The organism is Rhizobium sp. BK049 (genome assembly GCF_014193135.1).
Classification (GTDB): Bacteria; Pseudomonadota; Alphaproteobacteria; order Rhizobiales; family Rhizobiaceae; genus Rhizobium.
Map to the genome: position 1 here is coordinate 20,586 of NZ_JACHYV010000009.1, position 17,107 is coordinate 37,692.

The 17,107-nt window shown below is 60.8% G+C and carries 18 protein-coding genes; 11 read left to right on the forward strand and 7 right to left on the reverse strand.

The genetic code is table 11. The features are described 5' to 3' along the window. The first annotated feature begins 11 nt into the window (after positions 1–11). The 7 genes from FHT70_RS11650 (at position 12) to FHT70_RS11680 (ending at position 7,078) form a co-directional block, all read left to right on the forward strand. On the forward strand, positions 12–1,031 hold the full coding sequence (locus tag FHT70_RS11650) for a glycoside hydrolase family 3 protein (RefSeq protein WP_183701106.1): 1,020 nt from the start codon (positions 12–14) through the stop codon (positions 1,029–1,031). Positions 1,032–1,073: 42 nt separating this feature from the next. After that, the gene (locus tag FHT70_RS11655; RefSeq protein ID WP_183701107.1) at positions 1,074–2,720 is read left to right on the forward strand and encodes an ABC transporter substrate-binding protein; all 1,647 of its coding nucleotides are present in this window, start codon (positions 1,074–1,076) and stop codon (positions 2,718–2,720) included. A 57-nt stretch (positions 2,721–2,777) separates the two neighbouring features. Then, the gene (locus tag FHT70_RS11660) at positions 2,778–3,755 is read left to right on the forward strand and encodes an ABC transporter permease (protein WP_097600768.1); all 978 of its coding nucleotides are present in this window, start codon (positions 2,778–2,780) and stop codon (positions 3,753–3,755) included. Between the two features lies 1 nt (position 3,756). Beyond that, the gene (locus tag FHT70_RS11665) at positions 3,757–4,635 is read left to right on the forward strand and encodes an ABC transporter permease (protein ID WP_183701109.1); all 879 of its coding nucleotides are present in this window, start codon (positions 3,757–3,759) and stop codon (positions 4,633–4,635) included. Next, the gene (locus FHT70_RS11670; protein ID WP_097600770.1) at positions 4,632–5,435 is read left to right on the forward strand and encodes an ABC transporter ATP-binding protein; all 804 of its coding nucleotides are present in this window, start codon (positions 4,632–4,634) and stop codon (positions 5,433–5,435) included. Before FHT70_RS11665 ends, FHT70_RS11670 begins: the two co-directional genes overlap by 4 nt. Beyond that, positions 5,432–6,331 (forward strand): ABC transporter ATP-binding protein, encoded by a 900-nt coding sequence (locus tag FHT70_RS11675; RefSeq protein ID WP_183701111.1) that lies wholly within the window; start codon positions 5,432–5,434, stop codon positions 6,329–6,331. The genes FHT70_RS11670 and FHT70_RS11675 overlap by 4 nt, the downstream gene beginning before the upstream one ends. 69 nt (positions 6,332–6,400) lie before the next feature. Next, positions 6,401–7,078 (forward strand): hypothetical protein, encoded by a 678-nt coding sequence (locus FHT70_RS11680; RefSeq protein WP_097600773.1) that lies wholly within the window; start codon positions 6,401–6,403, stop codon positions 7,076–7,078. Positions 7,079–7,085: 7 nt separating this feature from the next. Here FHT70_RS11680 and FHT70_RS11685 read toward each other — a convergent pair whose 3' ends face one another. The 3 genes from FHT70_RS11685 to FHT70_RS11695 all read right to left on the reverse strand — a co-directional run bounded on the left by FHT70_RS11685 (position 7,086) and on the right by FHT70_RS11695 (position 9,141). Then, positions 7,086–7,880: an aldolase/citrate lyase family protein gene (locus FHT70_RS11685; RefSeq protein ID WP_097600774.1), complete on the reverse strand. Its 795-nt coding sequence runs from the start codon at positions 7,878–7,880 to the stop codon at positions 7,086–7,088. A 63-nt stretch (positions 7,881–7,943) separates the two neighbouring features. After that, the gene (locus tag FHT70_RS11690; protein ID WP_097600776.1) at positions 7,944–8,144 is read right to left on the reverse strand and encodes a hypothetical protein; all 201 of its coding nucleotides are present in this window, start codon (positions 8,142–8,144) and stop codon (positions 7,944–7,946) included. A gap of 91 nt (positions 8,145–8,235) precedes the next feature. Further along, positions 8,236–9,141, reverse strand: coding sequence for a LysR family transcriptional regulator (locus tag FHT70_RS11695; protein WP_183701113.1), 906 nt, complete (start codon positions 9,139–9,141; stop codon positions 8,236–8,238). A gap of 95 nt (positions 9,142–9,236) precedes the next feature. On the opposite strand from FHT70_RS11695, the gene betC reads away from it, so the two are divergent. Next, the gene (gene betC, locus FHT70_RS11700; RefSeq protein WP_183701115.1) at positions 9,237–10,751 is read left to right on the forward strand and encodes a choline-sulfatase; all 1,515 of its coding nucleotides are present in this window, start codon (positions 9,237–9,239) and stop codon (positions 10,749–10,751) included. Between the two features lie 18 nt (positions 10,752–10,769). Here betC and FHT70_RS11705 read toward each other — a convergent pair whose 3' ends face one another. Together FHT70_RS11705 and FHT70_RS11710 are read right to left on the reverse strand one after the other, a co-directional pair. After that, entirely contained in the window at positions 10,770–11,630 is an 861-nt protein-coding gene (locus FHT70_RS11705; protein ID WP_183701117.1) for a TIM barrel protein, read from the reverse strand. A 66-nt stretch (positions 11,631–11,696) separates the two neighbouring features. Then, entirely contained in the window at positions 11,697–13,067 is a 1,371-nt protein-coding gene (locus tag FHT70_RS11710; RefSeq protein WP_183701119.1) for an amidase, read from the reverse strand. A gap of 270 nt (positions 13,068–13,337) precedes the next feature. On the opposite strand from FHT70_RS11710, the gene FHT70_RS11715 reads away from it, so the two are divergent. The 3 genes from FHT70_RS11715 to FHT70_RS11725 all read left to right on the forward strand — a co-directional run bounded on the left by FHT70_RS11715 (position 13,338) and on the right by FHT70_RS11725 (position 15,043). Continuing rightward, the gene (locus FHT70_RS11715) at positions 13,338–13,613 is read left to right on the forward strand and encodes a hypothetical protein (RefSeq protein WP_183701481.1); all 276 of its coding nucleotides are present in this window, start codon (positions 13,338–13,340) and stop codon (positions 13,611–13,613) included. Positions 13,614–13,723: 110 nt separating this feature from the next. Continuing rightward, positions 13,724–14,161, forward strand: coding sequence for a DUF1810 domain-containing protein (locus FHT70_RS11720; protein ID WP_183701121.1), 438 nt, complete (start codon positions 13,724–13,726; stop codon positions 14,159–14,161). A 360-nt stretch (positions 14,162–14,521) separates the two neighbouring features. Continuing rightward, positions 14,522–15,043, forward strand: coding sequence for a tetratricopeptide repeat protein (locus FHT70_RS11725; RefSeq protein ID WP_097600785.1), 522 nt, complete (start codon positions 14,522–14,524; stop codon positions 15,041–15,043). A 111-nt stretch (positions 15,044–15,154) separates the two neighbouring features. Here the strand turns inward: FHT70_RS11725 and FHT70_RS11730 are convergent, their stop codons facing one another. After that, the gene (locus FHT70_RS11730) at positions 15,155–15,724 is read right to left on the reverse strand and encodes a hypothetical protein (RefSeq protein ID WP_183701124.1); all 570 of its coding nucleotides are present in this window, start codon (positions 15,722–15,724) and stop codon (positions 15,155–15,157) included. Between the two features lie 77 nt (positions 15,725–15,801). Continuing rightward, a complete protein-coding gene (locus tag FHT70_RS11735; protein ID WP_183701127.1) occupies positions 15,802–17,103 on the reverse strand; it encodes an AAA family ATPase in 1,302 nt (433 codons plus the stop codon). Positions 17,104–17,107 lie beyond the last annotated feature (4 nt).

Below are 17,107 nucleotides of genomic sequence, written 5' to 3' on the forward strand. Positions count from 1 at the left end.
GAGTTACAGAATTGTCCTCGACCCCGCTCGCCCTTTTCGTCGGCCTCCCGAACGCGATTTCGGATGACGAATACGCCCTGTTTCGCGAGACCAATCCGCTCGGCCTGTTCGTCGGCCGGCGCAATCAGCGCGAGCCGGAGCAGACAAAGCGGCTGATCGAACGCTTCCGCGAAGCCGTCGGCCGAGAGGATGCGCCCGTCTTCACCGACCAGGAAGGCGGCCGCGTCCAGCATCTCGACGCCGGTCCCTGGCCGCTCTTCCGCAGCTTCGGCCAGTTCGCCGAACTGGCCCGCCGCGATTTCGATCTGGGCAAAAAAGCACTGCGCCTTTCCTCCCAGGCCATGGGCGCGATGATGACGGAACTCGGCCTTTCCAGCGGCTGCTCGCCCGTTCTCGACCTCGTCTTCGAGACGACGAGTGCGGTCATCGGCGCCCGCTCCTTCGGCCCCGATCCCGACTTCATCGCTGCCCTCGGCCGTGAGGTGGTCGACGGGCTGCTAGAGACCGGCAACATGCCGGTCATGAAGCATATTCCCGGCCACGGCCGCGCCACGCTCGACTCCCACAAGGAGCGTCCGGTCGTCGATGCCAGCCGTGAGACGCTCACCGCCACCGATTTCAAGCCTTTCGTCGCACTGAAGGATACGCCCTGGGCCATGGTCGCCCATGTCGTCTACTCGACCTACGATGCCGAATTGCCGGCATCCGTCTCGCCTGTCATGCACGACGTGATCCGCAAACAGATGGGTTACGAGGGCGTGCTGATCTCCGACTGCATCTTCATGCAGTCGCTCACGGGCACCTTGCCGGAACGTGTCGCCCAAGTCCTCGATGCGGGTTTCGATATCGCCCTCCACAGCCACGGGGACGTCAGGGAAAGCGAAGCCGCCGCCAAGGCCGCCCGCCCGCTCACGGATGCCGCTCTAAAGCGTATCGCCGCCGGCAAGGCTCGCCTCGGCAATCTCAAGATCGACGTCCGCGCCGCCCATGCCGAGGTGGAAGACATGTTTGCCAGCGTGCCGGCCGCCTGACCGGCAGATCATTTTTCACGCATAAGAAAAGGGGAATGGAACATGAAAAAATATCTATTTGCAGCCGCCGCACTGACGCTGCTTTCGGGATCCGCCATGGCGCAGACGATCCTGACGGCGAATATCGAACCGGCCACGACCTGGGTTCGCAACTTCAACCCGTTCAACCAGACCTCGGCGCGCCAATCGACGCTCGATTTCATCTACGAGCCGCTGGTTATTTTCAATCGCTTCGACAGCAACAAGCCGGTCTATCGCCTGGCCGAAAGTTTCAAGCTCTCCGACGACCTGAAGAGCATCGACTTCAAGCTGCGCCCGAACCTGAAATGGTCTGATGGCAAACCGCTGACGGCAGCCGACGTCAAGTTCACCTATGATTATCTGAAAAAGTTCCCGGCGCTCGACTTCGTCAGCATCTGGACCTTCGTCACCGACGTGCAGGCCGTCGACGGCCAGACGGTGCGCTTCGCGCTTGCCAATCCGAGCTCGCTTGCTGCCGAGCAGATCTCGCAGCTGCCGATCGTTCCCGAACATGTCTGGAAGGATGTCGCCGATCCTGTCACCTTCGCCAACGAGAACCCGGTGGGCAGCGGGCCGTTGACCGAGGTGCCGCGCTTCACCGGCCAGACCTACGACCAGTGCCGCAACCCGAATTACTGGGACAATGCGCATCTGAAGGTCGACTGCATTCGCTTCCCGCAGCTTGCCGACAACAACCAGATCCTGACGGCGACCGCCGACGGCACGCTCGACTGGGGCGTCTCCTTCATTCCCGATATCGACAACGTCTATGTCGCGAAGGACCCGGCGCATTTCCATTACTGGTATTCACCGAGCAGCATGGTCGCCTTCCTGTTCAATCTGGAAACGGCGAACGAGAACAATAGAAAGGCCTTCAACGATGTGAAATTCCGCCGCGCCATCGGTATGGCGCTCGATCGCAAAACGATGATCGACGTCGCCGGCTACGGCTATCCGACGCTGAACGAAGACCCCGGCCTGATGGGCGAGCTCTACAGGAGCTGGGCGGATCCGTCCGTCAAGGCCGACTTCGGCAAGTTCGCGACCTATGACGCCGACGCCGCCAAGGCCCTGCTCGACGAGGCCGGCTACAAGGACAAGGACGGCGACGGCTTCCGTGATAATCCCGACGGCAGCAAGATCTCCTTCTCGATCATCGTCCCGAACTCCTGGACGGACTGGGTCGACACGGTCAACATCGCCGTCGAAGGCATGCAGGCGGTCGGCATCGACGCCAAGATCGAAACGCCTGAAGAAGCCGTCTGGACCGGCAACCTCATCGCCGGCAAGTTCGATGCGGCGATCAACAGCCTGCCGGCTTCGGCCTCGCCTTATTATCCCTACAAGCGCGCCTTCAGTGCTTCGGACAAGGGCAAGACCCGCTTCACCGCGCAGCGCTGGTTCAACCCCGATGTCGAGAAACTCGTCACCGAGTTCACCCAGACAGCAGACCTTGCCAAGCAGAAGGAGGCGATGAACAAGGCACAGCGCATCGTTGCCGAAAACATGCCGATGATTCCAGTCTTCAACAATCCGAATTGGTACCAGTACAACACCAAGCGTTTCACCGGCTGGTCGACCAAGGAAAACCCCTTCGTCAATCCGTCGATCTCGCGCACCAATCCGGCACGCCTCTTGAACCTGCTGGCCCTGGAACCTGTGAAGTAAAGCATCATGGTCTCGGGAGCGGTCTTGAAACGCCGCTCCCGTCACGACGGAGTTCCCATGGCTTTCCTGCTTCGCCGCCTCGTCTTCTATATGGCAGCCTTCATCGCGGCAGCGACGATCAATTTCTTTCTGCCCCGGCTGATGCCGGGCGATCCCGTGCAGATCATGTTTTCGAGCGCCGGCACAGAACTGCCGCCGGAAAGCCTGCAGGCGCTGAAGCTCACCTTCGGCTTCGTCGACGGCCCGCTCTGGCAGCAATATCTCACCTATCTCGGCAGCATCTTCACCGGCGATCTCGGCCGCTCGATCAAATATTTCCCGCTGCCGGTCACCTCGGTGCTCGGCCATGCTCTCGTCTGGACCGTCGGCCTGATGGGAACAGCGACGATCGTCAGCTTCGCGCTCGGCACCTTGTTCGGTATCGTCGCCGCCTGGCGGCGCGGCAGCAGGTTCGATGTCGTCGTTTCCGTCGGCGCGATCTTCGCGACCTCGGTCCCAGCCGTCGTTACCTCGCTGATCGTCCTTTTCATCTTCGGTTTCACGCTAGGCTGGTTCCCGAACGGTTATGCCGCCGACCCGTCGCTCGATCCGGCCTTCAGCCTGCACTATATCGGCAGCGTCGCCTATCACGGCATTCTGCCGATGGTGACGCTCTGCACCGTGCTGATCGGCGGCTTCACCGTGACCATGCGCAACAACATGATCAACCTGCTCGGGGAGGACTATATCGTCATGGCCCGCGCCAAGGGCCTTTCCGACCGGCACGTGATGCTGTGGTATGCGGCGCGCAACGCCCTGCTGCCGACCGTCTCCAGCCTTGCCATCGCCATCGGCACCATCCTCGGCGGTTCGCTGGTCACCGAAGTCGTCTATAACTATCCCGGCCTCGGCAATATTCTGTACCAGGCGATCCTCGCCCGCGATTATCCAGTCATCCAGGGCCAGCTCCTCATCATGACCGCGACCATGCTGATCGCCAATTTCATCGTCGACGTCAGCTATATCTTGCTCGACCCGCGGCTGAAGGGAGCTTGAGATGAAAAGCCTGCTTCGAAACCGCAAGGCCCTTGTTGGCCTCATCATCATCGCTTTCATCGTCGTCGTCGCGATCGCAGCGCCGCTGCTGACGCAATACGATCCCGCCGCCCGCACCGGCAGGCCGCACCAGCCGCCGTCGCTCGACCATCTGCTCGGCACCACCCGCATCGGCCAGGATGTTTTCGCCCGGCTGCTCTACGGCGCCCGCACCTCGCTTGCCGTCGGCTTCGGCGCCGGGCTGCTGATCACCCTCGCCGGCACCGCGCTGGGCATCATTTCCGGTTATCGCGGCGGCAAGACCGACGAAGTCATCAGCTTCTTCACCAATATGGTGCTCGTCGTTCCCAACCTGCCGCTGCTGCTCGTGCTCGCCGCCTTCATCGGTCAGGCAAGCCCCGTCGTCATCGCCCTCATCCTCGGCGCCACTTCGTGGGCTTGGGGCGCGCGCGTCACCCGCGCCGAGACGCTTTCCGTCAAGCAGAAGGATTTCGTCAAATCGGCCGAGATGATGGGCGAGCCGCAATGGCGCATCATGACATTCGAGATCTTCCCCAACGTGATCTCGATCGTCGGCATCAATTTCATCGGCAGCGTCATCTTCGCCATCATCACCGAGGCGACGCTGGAATTCTTGGGCCTCGGCGATCCCAAAGCGATCTCCTGGGGAACGATGCTCTACAATGCCCAGAAGGCCTCCGCCCTTTCGGTAGGCGCCTGGTGGGATATCCTTACCCCCTGCTTCGCGCTTGCTTTCCTCGGCATCGGCATGTCGCTGCTGAACTTCGCCGTCGACGAGATCGCCAATCCGCGTCTGCGCACCGGCAATCAACTGAAGCGCTGGTCCCTGCTCGTCCGTTCCGGGGAGGGTCGCCTGTGACCCAGCCGCTGCTTTCAGTGAGGAACCTCACCATCGACTACATCGGCGAGGAGAAGGATTTCCGCGCCGTCGACGATGTCAGCTTCGATGTCGCACCGGGCGAAGTCTTCGGCCTTGCCGGCGAATCCGGCTGCGGCAAGAGCACCATTGCCTTTGCCATCAGCCGGCTGCACAAGCCGCCGGCATTGATCCGCAGGGAAAGCCGGATCCTGCTCGACGGCCGCGACGTGCTCGGCCTCGACCAGCAGGCGCTCAGCGCGTTCCGTTGGCGCGAGGTCGCCATGGTTTTCCAGAGCGCGATGAACTCGTTGAACCCTGTGCTGCGCATCGAGAGGCAGTTCTACGATGTGCTGCGCACCCACAAGAATATGAGCCGTGCGCAAGCGCGCGAACGCACTGCCGAGATGCTCAAGCTCGTCGACATCGCGCCGGACCGCATGTGCGACTATCCGCACCAGTTTTCCGGCGGCATGCGCCAGCGCATCGTCATCGCCATCTGCATGGCGCTCGATCCGAAGCTGGTCGTCATGGACGAGCCGACGACGGCGCTCGACGTCGTCGTTCAACGCGAAATCCTGCAGCGCATCAACGAGCTACGCCGCAGCTTTGGCTTCTCCGTGCTGTTCATCACCCATGATCTCGGGCTGATGGTGCAGTTCTGCGACCGTATCGGCATCATGCTTGCGGGCAAGCTTGTCGAGCAGAACGGCGCCGAGGCGATCTACAGGACGCCGAAACACGCCTACACGAAGAAGCTGTGGGCCTCCTTTCCCTCGCTTCATGGAGGCGTGCTGCTGTGAGCGATGCCATCCTTGCCCTCGACAATGTGACGAAGACCTTCGGCCACGGCGCATCCGCCGTTCATGCCGCTCGCTCGATCTCCATTTCGCTGCATGCCGGCCGGGCGCTGGCGCTCGTCGGCGAATCCGGCAGCGGCAAGACCACCTGCGCGCGGATGGCGATGCGCGAATATCAGCCGACATCGGGGCAGATCCTCTTTAAAGGCCGCCCGGTGGAAGGGGCGAGAGCAAATGAGATCGCTCGCTATCGCCGCTCGGTACAGATGATCTTCCAGGACCCTTTCGCTTCGCTCAACCCGGCGCATACCATCGCCCATCATCTGAGGCGGCCCTTGAAGCTGCACCGGCCGGAGATCAACGGAGCTGAGATCGACATCACCGTCCGCAGACTGCTACAGCGCGTCAGGCTCGATCCCGATCTCGTCGCGCCGAAATATCCGCACGAACTCTCCGGCGGTCAGCGCCAGCGCGTCAATATCGCCCGCGCCCTTGCCGTTAAGCCCGAGGTGATCGTTGCGGACGAACCGACCTCGATGCTCGACGTCTCGGTGCGCCTGGGGGTGCTCAACCTGTTGAACGAAATGAAGCAGGATATGAATCTCGGCCTGCTCTACATCACCCATGACATCGCCACCGCCCGCTATGTCGCGGAGGACATCGCGGTGATGTATGCGGGCCAGATCGTCGAATGGGGCAGCACCGCCAGCGTGATCGACAATCCGCTGCATCCCTATACAAGACTGCTACTTTCGGCCGTGCCCGATCCCGATGTCCGTTTCGAAGACCCGAAAGCCCGGCTGAGGCCCGATGAAGTCGAGGATATCCGCCGCCGTTCTGCCGCGCCACAGGATGATATCGTCGAAGTGGAGCAGGGTCACTTCATCCGGATGGTCTAAGATCGGCTCGCTGGCCTCGCCCTTTGCGCTATGCTAGGGACCGTCCCTTTCATGTGAGGCGAAACCATCATGCTGCCCTGGATCCAGCTCGATTCCGCGACCATTCCCGGCGAAGACGGCGAACTCAGGCTGAAGCGGCGCGGCGGCGAATTCTCGATCATGCTCGGCGCCAACGAGCTGATGAACAGCCGCCTCAGCGGCTCGGAAGAAGCGCTGGCGACCCTTTCCTGGGAGCGGATCAAGGCGCACCCAAAGCCGAAAATCCTGATCGGCGGGCTCGGCATGGGCTTTACCCTGCGCGCCGCCCTTGCCGTCGTTCCCGAAGATGCCGGCGTCATCGTCGCGGAACTGGTGCCCGCTGTCGTCGCCTGGGCGCGCGGACCAATGGCCGAAGTTTTCAAGGGATGTCTAGACGACCCGCGCGTCCACATTCACCAGGGCGATGTTGGCGAGGCGATCCGCGCCGGCAAGGCTGCCTATGACGCGATCCTGCTCGATGTCGATAACGGCCCGGACGGGTTGACCCGCAAATCCAATGACCGGCTCTACGATTTCGCCGGCCTTCGCGCCGCCCGCGACGCGCTTCGCCCCAACGGCGTGCTCGCCGTCTGGTCGTCCGGCCCAGATCCCGATTTCACCCGCCGTCTCAAGGACAGCGGCTTCTCCGTCGACGTGGTCAATACCCGCGCCAACCGCAAGCGCGGCGCCCGCCACGTGATCTGGCTGGCGGCCAAACCGGCTCGCTGAGACGAGCTCAGCCGGCGGAAGCGATCCTGCGCGCAGCGTTGATCGCTCGGCGGGCGCCGGCGCGCAGTTGCACGGTCTCCGCGCCGGCGATGACCAGATCGAATCCGTACTTCAGCAGTTCCCCGGCCCGTTCGCCATCGCCGGCATAGGCGCAGGCGAATTTCCCGTGGGCGCGGCAGCGGGAAACGGCGTGCTGCATAGCGCTGTCGATCTCGGCGGCGTTCGGCGCCACCTGATCGCCGTTCGACAGAGCTATCGAAAGATCGGCAGGGCCGACGAAAATGCCGTCGATGCCGGTAACGCCAAGAATGCCGTCGATCGCATCGAGCGCGGCGCGGGTCTCAACCATGGCGATGGCGACCGTGAGCTCGTTGGCGCTCTTGAGATAGGCATCGGCCGACAGGCCGGTATGGTTCAGCGCCAATGACGGCCCCCAGCTTCGCTCGCCGAGCGGCGGATATTTCGTGGTCCTGACCAGCGCTCGCGCATCTTCTGCCGAATTGATCATCGGCGCGATGATGCCGGAGGCGCCGGCATCGAGCAGGCGCGAGGCGGAAGCGAAATCGCCGACGGGTATGCGGGCGATGGCCGGCTTTCCGGCGAGACGAACCTGAGCGACGGCGTTTGCCGCCGATTGCATATCCCACATGCCGTGCTGCATATCGAGCACGACGGCATCGAAAGCCTCTTGCGCCAAATGGTTGACGAGCATGGCATCGGGGATGCCGACCCAGGCGGAGATCATGCCGCCCTGGTGCTTTCTGATACGGTCGGCAAAACCGTCGATTTCAGCTGCGCTCATGCCATTCTCCTCATTTCGACAGGCCGTCAGCGGCCGGATTTGCCGCCAGACGGCAGCAGCAATTCATCCTCTGCGACGCAGCCGCGAGAGCATGACGATCACCACGATACCCGCTGCGGCCAGAATGGCTCCCCAGAGCATCCAGATCTTTTGAGCGATCATGAAACTGGACGCCGGATAGGGAAAATAGCCGCTTCCCTGCCCGATCCAGATCAGGCCGAGCAAGACCATGAGCAGACCTATGACATATCCGATCGTTCGCATGCTTCAGCTACCTTCGCCATCGATTCGGCCCCACAATGTCGATCGCGATCGCCGATGACAAGGCTTCTCCTGGACAGAACTGCAACCGCCGCTAATCATTTCTCTTCACCTCATCCACCAGCCAGGCGCTGAGCCTCTCGCTGTGAACGTTTGGAGACCGCGGCGGCACCAGCCAATAACCGCGGTCGGGCGCCTCCAGCGGTGGACCGGCTTCGACGAGCATGCGTGCCGAAAGAAGCGTATCGACGAGGCCCTTCCAGCCGATCGCCACGCCCTGCTCGCTGAGGGCGGCCTGGATGACCAAGGAATAGGTATTGAAGCTGATATCGCCGCGCCCGGCGTTGATGTCGCGCAGGACCGAGAATTCGGCAAAGTAGCTGCGCCAGTCGAACCAGGGCGATGGCAGCGGTCCGTCAAGATGGATCAGCCGCGCCTTTGCGAGCTCTCTTGGATCGTCGAGGGGGCCGTTGCGATCGAGAAATCCGCGCGTGCAGACGGGCACGACCCTCTCCGGCAGCAGGAGCGTACCGACGGCTGCAAATTCCTTACGCGTACCGAAAACCACCGCGACATCGGCTTCATCGCGGAATCCGGCCGCAAGCCTCTGCGTCGCAATGATCTGAATGTCCGTTTCTGGATGCAGAAGGCGAAACCTCTCCATCCGTGGTATCAGCCAAAGTGCCGAGAATGCATAGTCTGTCCTGAGCCTGACGACCGGCCGTTGAGCTTCGACGCGAAAACTGCGGGCGAGTGCATCGATGTCGCCGACCGCTTTGGCCGCCACCGTGAGAAGCCGCTCGCCTTCCGCGGTCAGCTCGACGCCACGATGCTGGCGGCGCAGCAGGCTGACACCGAACTGTTCTTCCAGCCGGCGGATCTGGTAGCTGACGGCGGGCTGGGTCAGCCCGAGTAGCGTCGCAGCCGCCGAAAAACTGCCCAGTCGCGCGACTTCAACGAAAAGGCGCATCCATCCAAGCTCAGGCGGGTGTTCTGCCATAAAAATCCCTTTAGGCAGCTATCGAAAAAAGCTGCCTTTACAGGCGCAATGATAGGCGCTTCAATAAAATCTTCAAATAGCAAAAGGCAAATCATATGGCGCGCCCGAATATCCTCATTCTCATGGTGGACCAGTTGAATGGGACCTTGTTTCCCGATGGTCCGGCCGATTTCCTTCATGCGCCGCATTTGAAATCCCTGGCCGAGCGCTCGGTGCGCTTCGCCAATACCTATACGGCAAGCCCGCTCTGCGCGCCGGCGCGGGCATCCTTCATGTCGGGACAATTGCCGAGCCGAACGCGCGTCTACGACAATGCGGCCGAATTCGCCTCCGACATTCCGACCTATGCCCATCATCTGCGCGCCGCCGGTTACCAGACCGCACTCTCAGGCAAGATGCATTTCGTCGGCCCCGATCAGCTGCACGGTTTCGAAGAGCGCCTGACGACAGACATTTACCCCGCCGATTTCGGCTGGACGCCCGACTACACCAAGCCCGGCGAGCGCATCGACTGGTGGTACCACAATCTCGGCTCGGTCACCGGCGCCGGTGTGGCCGAAATCACCAACCAGATGGAATATGACGACGAGGTCGCCTATCACGCCACGCGGAAACTCTACGATCTCTCCCGTGGCCATGACGAGCGCCCCTGGTGCCTGACCGTCAGCTTCACCCATCCGCATGACCCCTATGTCGCGCGCCGCAAATTCTGGGATCTCTATGAGGACTGCCCGGCCCTCGATCCGGCGGTTGCGCCGATCGCTTTCGATGAGCAGGACCCGCACTCGCAACGTCTGATGAAAGCCTGCGATCACGAGGCTTTCGACATCAGCCCGGAGGAGATCAGACGGGCAAGACGCGGTTATTTCGCCAATATCTCCTATGTCGATGAAAAGATCGGCGAGATTCTCGATGTGCTCGAACGCAGCCGCATGGCCGACAATACGATCATCCTCTTCGTGTCCGACCATGGCGACATGCTCGGCGATCGCGGCCTCTGGTTCAAGATGAACTTCTTCGAAGGATCGGCTCGCGTTCCACTGATGATCGCAGCGCCCGGCTGGGCGCCGAAGCGCATCGACCAGCCGGTTTCCACCCTCGACGTGACGCCGACGCTCGCCGGCCTCGTCGGCATCGATATAGCCTCACTGAAACCGTGGACCGAGGGCGAGGATCTCGCCCCGCTCGCCCAAGGCACCGGCAGCCGCGGCCCCGTGCCGATGGAATATGCCGCTGAAGGTTCCGAAGCGCCGCTCGTCTGCCTGAGGGATGGGCGATACAAGCTGTCGCTCTGTGAGAAGGACCCGCCGATGCTTTTCGACCTCGAGGCCGACCCGAGAGAATTGAATAATCTGGCGAGCGATCCCTCGCATGCTGAAGGCTTGGCGCGGCTAACCGAGCAAGCAAGCCGGCGCTGGAACCTTGGCGATTTCGACGCAGCCGTGCGCGAAAGCCAGGCGCGCCGCTGGGTGGTTTACGCAGCGCTTCGCAACGGCGCCTATTACCCCTGGGATTATCAGCCGCTGCAGAAAGCCTCGGAGCGTTATATGCGCAACCACATGGATCTGAACGTGCTGGAGGAAAGCCAGAGATTCCCGCGTCAGGAATAAGCGCGAAGTCCTTGGACTTTAAGCCGTCCTGCGCTCTGGCGCCTCGCGCAGAAAATCCTCGATGAATTGTTTTTGAAGCAGGATCCCGTCCCATTCATCGGCGAAGAACGGCGAGTCGTAAATCACAGTGAAAGGACCGGCGTAACCGGCCTGCTCGCACATCTCCAGGCACTTGCGGTAATCGTCGGCATCGAGACCTGCAGGGCCGTAATCGGCCTTGGCGTGGCAGATTTCCGCCCGGCGCATGATATCGGCAAGACCTTCGTACTTGGCGGGTGCCGACCAATTGCCGAGGTCGCCGTTAAGGCCGACCTTGCCGTCCAGCCGGTCCAGCAGCCAGTTCATCTCCGCCGGCGACGGCAGCAGGTCGAACCAGTTCTCGACCACGACGCGCACCCCACTGCCTTTGGCCTTGTCGGCCAACCAGTTCAGATGGCGGGCAGCGCGAGCAAGGTTTCCCTCCGTCGGCTTCTGCTTGCCGGCAATGACCCGCATCCGCTCAGCCCCGAGGGCAGCGGATATGTCGATCCAACGCGCCATCCATTCGACGTCGCGTTCGGCCGTTTCGGGATGGCTCGGGTCACCGTCCTCGACGAGCAGCGTCTGGAACAGCACATTGGACGCTGCCATCGCGTCGCGCAGCTCGTGGAGGTAGCCGGTTTCGAGGCTCGGCAGATGGAAGGAACAGATCTCCAGCCGATGGATGCCACGTACCGCCAGCGCCGCCGGAACGTCGATCAGCGCCGCGACACCGGGGCCATACGGTTCTTTGGGGGCAGCGCGTTTGCTGGGATCAGGGCTGTAGGCATGGACCGCGCCGAGCAGCCGGTGCAGTGACCACGTCGAAACCGCAAAGCGTTCGTTCTGCAAAAGCTGCATGTGCCTTCCTCCAGAAAGCTTCTCGTTCCATTAATGGCAAAAAAAGCCCGCGCGCTTCAATTGCCGTCAAGCGAAATCGCCACGGATGACTGCCTCGGCGGCCAGGGCAGCCCCCAACAGCGCCTCGTCGCGACGGGCGGCCGCTGAAAGCAGCAGGCCGACAGGCATGCCGGCCCCGGCCGTGCCGCAGGGAATGGAAACGCCGCACCAGTCGAGAAAGTTACCGAGCGCGGTGTTGCGCAGCGTCTTGTTGTTGGTGGCGAAGAAGAGCTCGTCGTCGCGCTCCAGCGGGCTGATCGGCGGAGCGACATGGGCAACAGTGGGAAAGACGATGAGGCGGTTGCCGACCAGGCGATCGACGTCGGCGATAAGCCGATCGCGCGCCTGCAGGATCGCGATGTAGTCGGGCAGCGTCGTCCTGCTTCCCAGGCGAGTGCGCATGACGACGCGGTGGTCCATGCGGTCTGCGTCCGGTCCCGCGAGGCGTTCGTGGTGAAGGGCGAACGCCTCTGCCGTCACCAGCGGACCGTATCTCGTCATCAGATCGAAAATCTCGTTGAACGCTGGGATGACGGTGCGGGATATATGGGCGCCGGCGCTTTGTAGGCGTTGCAACGCTGCGTCGAACGCGGCGACGACACCCGGTTCGGCTTCATCGAAAACGACATTTTCTGGCACAAGCAGTTCCAGCCCCGGCAGGGCAGGCTCGACGACGTCAGGCGCGGTCAAGCCCCGCATTGCCGCATCGATCCAGACTGCGTCCCTGACGCTGCGGCAGAGCGGCCCCAGCGAATCGAGGCTTTTTGCCAGCGGGTAAACTCCATCCATCGCATAACGGCCACGTGTCGCCTTGTAGCCGACGATGCCGTTGAACGCAGCGGGAATGCGCACCGAGCCGCCGGTATCCGTGCCCATCGCGACAGGCACCAACCCGGCTGCGACGGCAACACCGGCGCCAGAGGAGGAGCCGCCGGGGATGCGCGGGAGATCGGTGCTGCGCGGATTGACCGGCGTGCCGTAATGCGGATTGATGCCAAGGCCGGAAAAGGCGAATTCGCTCATATTGGTGCGGCCGATGGCGACCATGCCCGCCCGCCTGAGGAGACTGACGATCGCCGCATCGCGAGTGGCGGGTGCGTCGGAAGCCAGGACGATTGACCCCGCCGTCGTCGGCAGGCCTTCAATGTCGAAAAGATCCTTCCAGGCGATCGGAATGCCGTCCAACAAACCGAGCGAGCGCCCTTCCCGCAAACGTTTGGAGCAGGCGCGCGCCTCCTCCACCGCCCGACCTTCGAGCAGTGTGGTGAAGACCGCCTTGTCGGCATAGTTCGCTATGGATTCGAATACCGTCTCGGCCACATCGACCGGATCGGCGGCGCCGCCTTGGATGAGAACGGAAAGCTGGGCGACCGACATCGCACCGAAGGATTTGCTCATGAGATGGTCCTGATGAGAGATGCTGCCAAGAACTAACCTGGATCATTCGAGCGGGCCAGAGCCTCACGATCTTTTGCATTTATTGGTACGAATTTTTGAACACTGAGTTTGAATATTGCCCCTTCAATTGCCACGATTGAAGACACACATGCATGCACGCATGGCGAGCCGGTTCGACGGGAGGGTGAGAGTTTACTCTTCGACCGACCGCATGTGTTGCAGGAGTAATTAAAAATGACAGATTGTGAAACTTTAAGCCGTCGCCAGGACATGGTGACCCTCCACGTGAAAGAGGACGAAACTCTCGGTCCAGGCGAGCGTGACTATGTGGAACATGTCAGCGCGCAGAAACTTTCCGGTTTCGAGCGCATCGTGGTGGTCGCAGCGTTGGTTGTCTTGAGCTTTGTTGGTTTTGCCGCATATTCTTCCAGTGTGACGGATCCGGTGACGACATCGGCCATTGCCGCCATCCCTGGCGATACGCCGCATCATCAGCCTTACGGCCATTGCCGTGACAGCAGCCCTTATGCTGAACGGGTCTGCTGACAGCAAGCCGACTACCCCGGGCGACATTGTTGTTCGCCCAGGGAGAAGTTTCTTCGCCGGGCATGGAGCCCCTCTGGCTCAAGCTGCGTTGACAGCAAAGGGAAAGAACCATGGCCGGCAAGATCGATTACAATCTCGAACGTTTCGTCAATGCCCAAAACGGCGTCTACGAGCAGGCGCTTTCCGAGCTGAAGGCCGGACGGAAAACGTCTCATTGGATGTGGTTCATCTTCCCGCAGATCGCTGGGCTCGGCACTTCTGCAATGGCGGAAAAATATGCCATACGCTCGGCCGGGGAAGCGGCCGCCTATCTCGCCGATCCCACGCTCTCAAGCCGGCTGCTGCGCTGCGTCGAGGCTCTTTTATCGATCGACGGCCGATCGGCCCATGACATCCTCGGCTCGCCTGATGATGTCAAGCTTCGCTCATCGATGACCTTGTTTGCAGCGATCAGCGATCACGGGTCGCCCTTCCACCGGGCGATCGACCGTTTTTATCAAGGAAAATTCGACGAGCGGACGATCGAGATCCTCAGCGCCAAGGACTAGAGCGGTTCAGCTTTTCACGGAAGCGCAGAACCGCTCCAAGTTTTTGTTTTTACGCAATTCCCGGCAAAGGCGCTTCGCGCTTTGCCTGGGAAAACCGTTCACACTTTTCCTGGAATTGCTCTAAGCGGAGCGACATGCGCCGCCAAGTTTTTCTATCAGGCCGAGATTTTGGGGCGCACATGTTGCCTACCCCGAGTAGTTGGCGTTTATTGCCCATGGCGCAAGCCAGCGAAGACCGCCTCTGTCGCCTTTTTTGTGAGTATCTGCTTAAATTCTTGAGTTGTTAGCTTTTTTTCACGATGATGCCGGTGAACGCATCCGAGTCTTGGGTAAGAATGTCTGATGGGGATCAAATTGCCAATGCTGCAGATCAGAGCTGGGACTAAATGCATTGCCTTTTTGCTGGCGACCGGAGCGATTTTGGCTGGTTGCCAGTCATCCGGCGTTGATGGTCTGGCTGCTTACGGCGACAGCGCAAAAACTCTCCAGGATGACTCGGCCGTCGCCTTCTACAAGAACGACGAGCTGATAACCAACGGCAAACTGCAGTTTCAGGAAAAGAATTACGGAAAATCCTACGCCATCTACAAGCGAGCGGTTGACGTTTTTCCGGAAGACCCGGCCGCCTGGTTAGGCTTGGCGGCCTCCGCCGATATGGTTGCCCGCTTCGATACCTCCGACCGCGCTTATCAGCAACTCTCGCGGATGATCGGCAACACCCCGGTCTACTACAACAATATCGGCTATTCTCACCTGTTACGCGGTGACCTGCGTACCGCCCGGCGCTATTTCCTGAAAGCCTATGAGCTTGATCCCGGAAACGAAGTCACTGCCCGTAATCTCGAACTGATGAAGAACAGCGTGAAGTATGCTCAGCGGTAATCGATCCTTCAGCGATCGGCAATCTGCGTCGAGATGAGAACAATATGAGCAGCGGCACGGTGCCTTTGGCGGCGTCCACCGATTGCTTTGGAGATTTCGGCGAGTCGGTGTTTACCGTGCCTTCCGAAGAATGAGCTTGCCTTCCGGCGAGAGTGTGCGTTCGTAACGCGGCAGGTTACTGACGGAAATGCCGCCGGCTTCGATCGACGCAAGGGTGCTATCTGCAGTTTGTGTTTCCGCTGACACGCCACGGGGTGCGAAAAACTGTGCCGGTTCCTTGCCGGGTGCACTGAGGACCAAAGCTGAACCCATGCGTGCACCGCTCATGTCGTTGCGCATTCCTTCGTTGATCGACAGAATGGACTTTTGCAGGCTATCCATCTCCTGGCGGATCAGTGCGACTTCGTCGGCCTTGGCATTCTCCGCGATGTTGCGCGACTGCTTTTCCATTTGTCCTCTCAGGCCATCGATGGACCTTTTGAGCGCAGCGATGGTCTCGCGGCTCTCGCGGACATCGGCCGAGTTCTTGGCCGTATAAATGAGAACGCCGGCATTCACAGGCAGGAGCATGAGGATCAAACCGACGAGCAGCGGGTTTCTTGAGACTCTCGGCTCTGGTGTTCGCATATGGCTTGGTTTTGCGCCGTCGACTTCGACGTCGATATTCGGGATGCCGGTCATTCGCTTACTCCCCGTAAGTCATCAAATCTGCGTTGGCATTGTCCAGGAACAGGCCGTGATCAGCGCCAAGTCCGCAATCATTCCGACGTAAATACACCTTCCCACGCGCGTTCGAGCATATCAAGCGACGCGATTCGCGCTAAGCCATTAAACTCGCAGTAGGAACCGACGAAATCGAGAAGATATTTCGGATGGTAGCAAGACGCTAGCACATCGCCGTTGTACTTGCGATCGTAGAACAAGTTCAGCTCTGGGTCAGAGATAACCAATCCAGTGCCGCTGGCGTAGGATTTGAAAATTCTGAGATATTCGTCGCGCGACGGAGTGTTGACAAAAATCTTGTATTTGAGGCGCCGCAAGCCCGCCTCGTCGGAGAGGTCCTTCGGTGCGATATTCGTCGAAAATACGACCAGCTCGTCAAAGGGAACCTTGAACTTCTTGCCGGTGTGCAGCGTCAGAAAGTCATATCCGCGCTCGAGCGGCACAATCCAGCGATTGATGAGCGCCTGTGGCGCCACTTGCTGACGCCCGAAGTCGTCGATGATGAACACGCCGCCGGACGCTTTCAAGTGTATGGGTGCTTCATAGACATTTGGCCCGGCGTTGAAGGTGAGATCGAGCTGATCGAGAGTCAATTCCCCGCCCGTCTTGATCACCGGACGGCGGCATTCGATCCATCGTTGATCCGCTTTCGAATGGGAGTCCGCGCCAGCCTCCGATACGGGGTGATGCACGGCCTCGTCATAGAAACTGATGACATGGCCGCCGACCTCGATGGCATATGGCACCCAGATCGTTTGGCGAAACAGCTGCGACGTCCGCTCGGCGATGCTGGTCTTCCCGTTGCCGGGCGGTCCGTAAAGCAGGATAGAGCGACCGGAGTTGATGGCCGGGCCGAGTTTTTCGACCAGGGTGTGCGAGAGCACCAGCCCCTCGAGGCTGTCGGTCAGCCGCTCTGGGGTTACGCGCTCGTGATGGATGGACTGCAAACCTATTTGCCGGCAGAACGCGTCGAGCGACACCGGCGCCGGCCCGACATATTGGCATTGGCGCGACGCCGCGTGGGCATATTCGAACCCCTTCATTGACAGCGCATATCGGACATCGGATCTGACATCCTCACCCGCCAGGCCGCGAGCCTCGAGGTATGCGAGTTTCACCAGTTCCTTGATCAGGATATTGACGATCACTTTCGGCAATTTCATGCGTTCAGCGAGATGAGAGGCCGTGGTCGTATCCTGCTCGGCCGCACATTTTGCGGCCAGCCGAAGCAGGAACGACTGATCCAATCCCGCTTGCTCCATGCTTCCCGGTGCCATTGGCATACGCGGATCGAGGGAAATGATGGCGTCACGATTCTGTTCGAGCGAATACTGCATACGA

Excerpts from the sequence above, each read along its gene's own strand:
- FHT70_RS11680 (WP_097600773.1), top strand. The coding sequence starts at position 6,401 with ATGCTGCCCTGGATCCAGCTCGATTCCGCGACCATTCCCGGCGAAGAC.
- FHT70_RS11710 (WP_183701119.1), bottom strand. The coding sequence starts at position 13,067 with ATGAGCAAATCCTTCGGTGCGATGTCGGTCGCCCAGCTTTCCGTTCTC.
- FHT70_RS11685 (WP_097600774.1), bottom strand. The coding sequence starts at position 7,880 with ATGAGCGCAGCTGAAATCGACGGTTTTGCCGACCGTATCAGAAAGCAC.
- FHT70_RS11715 (WP_183701481.1), top strand. The coding sequence starts at position 13,338 with ATGGTGACCCTCCACGTGAAAGAGGACGAAACTCTCGGTCCAGGCGAG.
- FHT70_RS11695 (WP_183701113.1), bottom strand. The coding sequence starts at position 9,141 with ATGGCAGAACACCCGCCTGAGCTTGGATGGATGCGCCTTTTCGTTGAA.
- FHT70_RS11735 (WP_183701127.1), bottom strand. The coding sequence starts at position 17,103 with ATGCAGTATTCGCTCGAACAGAATCGTGACGCCATCATTTCCCTCGAT.
- FHT70_RS11730 (WP_183701124.1), bottom strand. The coding sequence starts at position 15,724 with ATGACCGGCATCCCGAATATCGACGTCGAAGTCGACGGCGCAAAACCA.
- FHT70_RS11660 (WP_097600768.1), top strand. The coding sequence starts at position 2,778 with ATGGCTTTCCTGCTTCGCCGCCTCGTCTTCTATATGGCAGCCTTCATC.
- FHT70_RS11720 (WP_183701121.1), top strand. The coding sequence starts at position 13,724 with ATGGCCGGCAAGATCGATTACAATCTCGAACGTTTCGTCAATGCCCAA.
- FHT70_RS11655 (WP_183701107.1), top strand. The coding sequence starts at position 1,074 with ATGAAAAAATATCTATTTGCAGCCGCCGCACTGACGCTGCTTTCGGGA.
- FHT70_RS11690 (WP_097600776.1), bottom strand. The coding sequence starts at position 8,144 with ATGCGAACGATCGGATATGTCATAGGTCTGCTCATGGTCTTGCTCGGC.
- FHT70_RS11725 (WP_097600785.1), top strand. The coding sequence starts at position 14,522 with ATGCTGCAGATCAGAGCTGGGACTAAATGCATTGCCTTTTTGCTGGCG.
- betC (WP_183701115.1), top strand. The coding sequence starts at position 9,237 with ATGGCGCGCCCGAATATCCTCATTCTCATGGTGGACCAGTTGAATGGG.
- FHT70_RS11665 (WP_183701109.1), top strand. The coding sequence starts at position 3,757 with ATGAAAAGCCTGCTTCGAAACCGCAAGGCCCTTGTTGGCCTCATCATC.
- FHT70_RS11705 (WP_183701117.1), bottom strand. The coding sequence starts at position 11,630 with ATGCAGCTTTTGCAGAACGAACGCTTTGCGGTTTCGACGTGGTCACTG.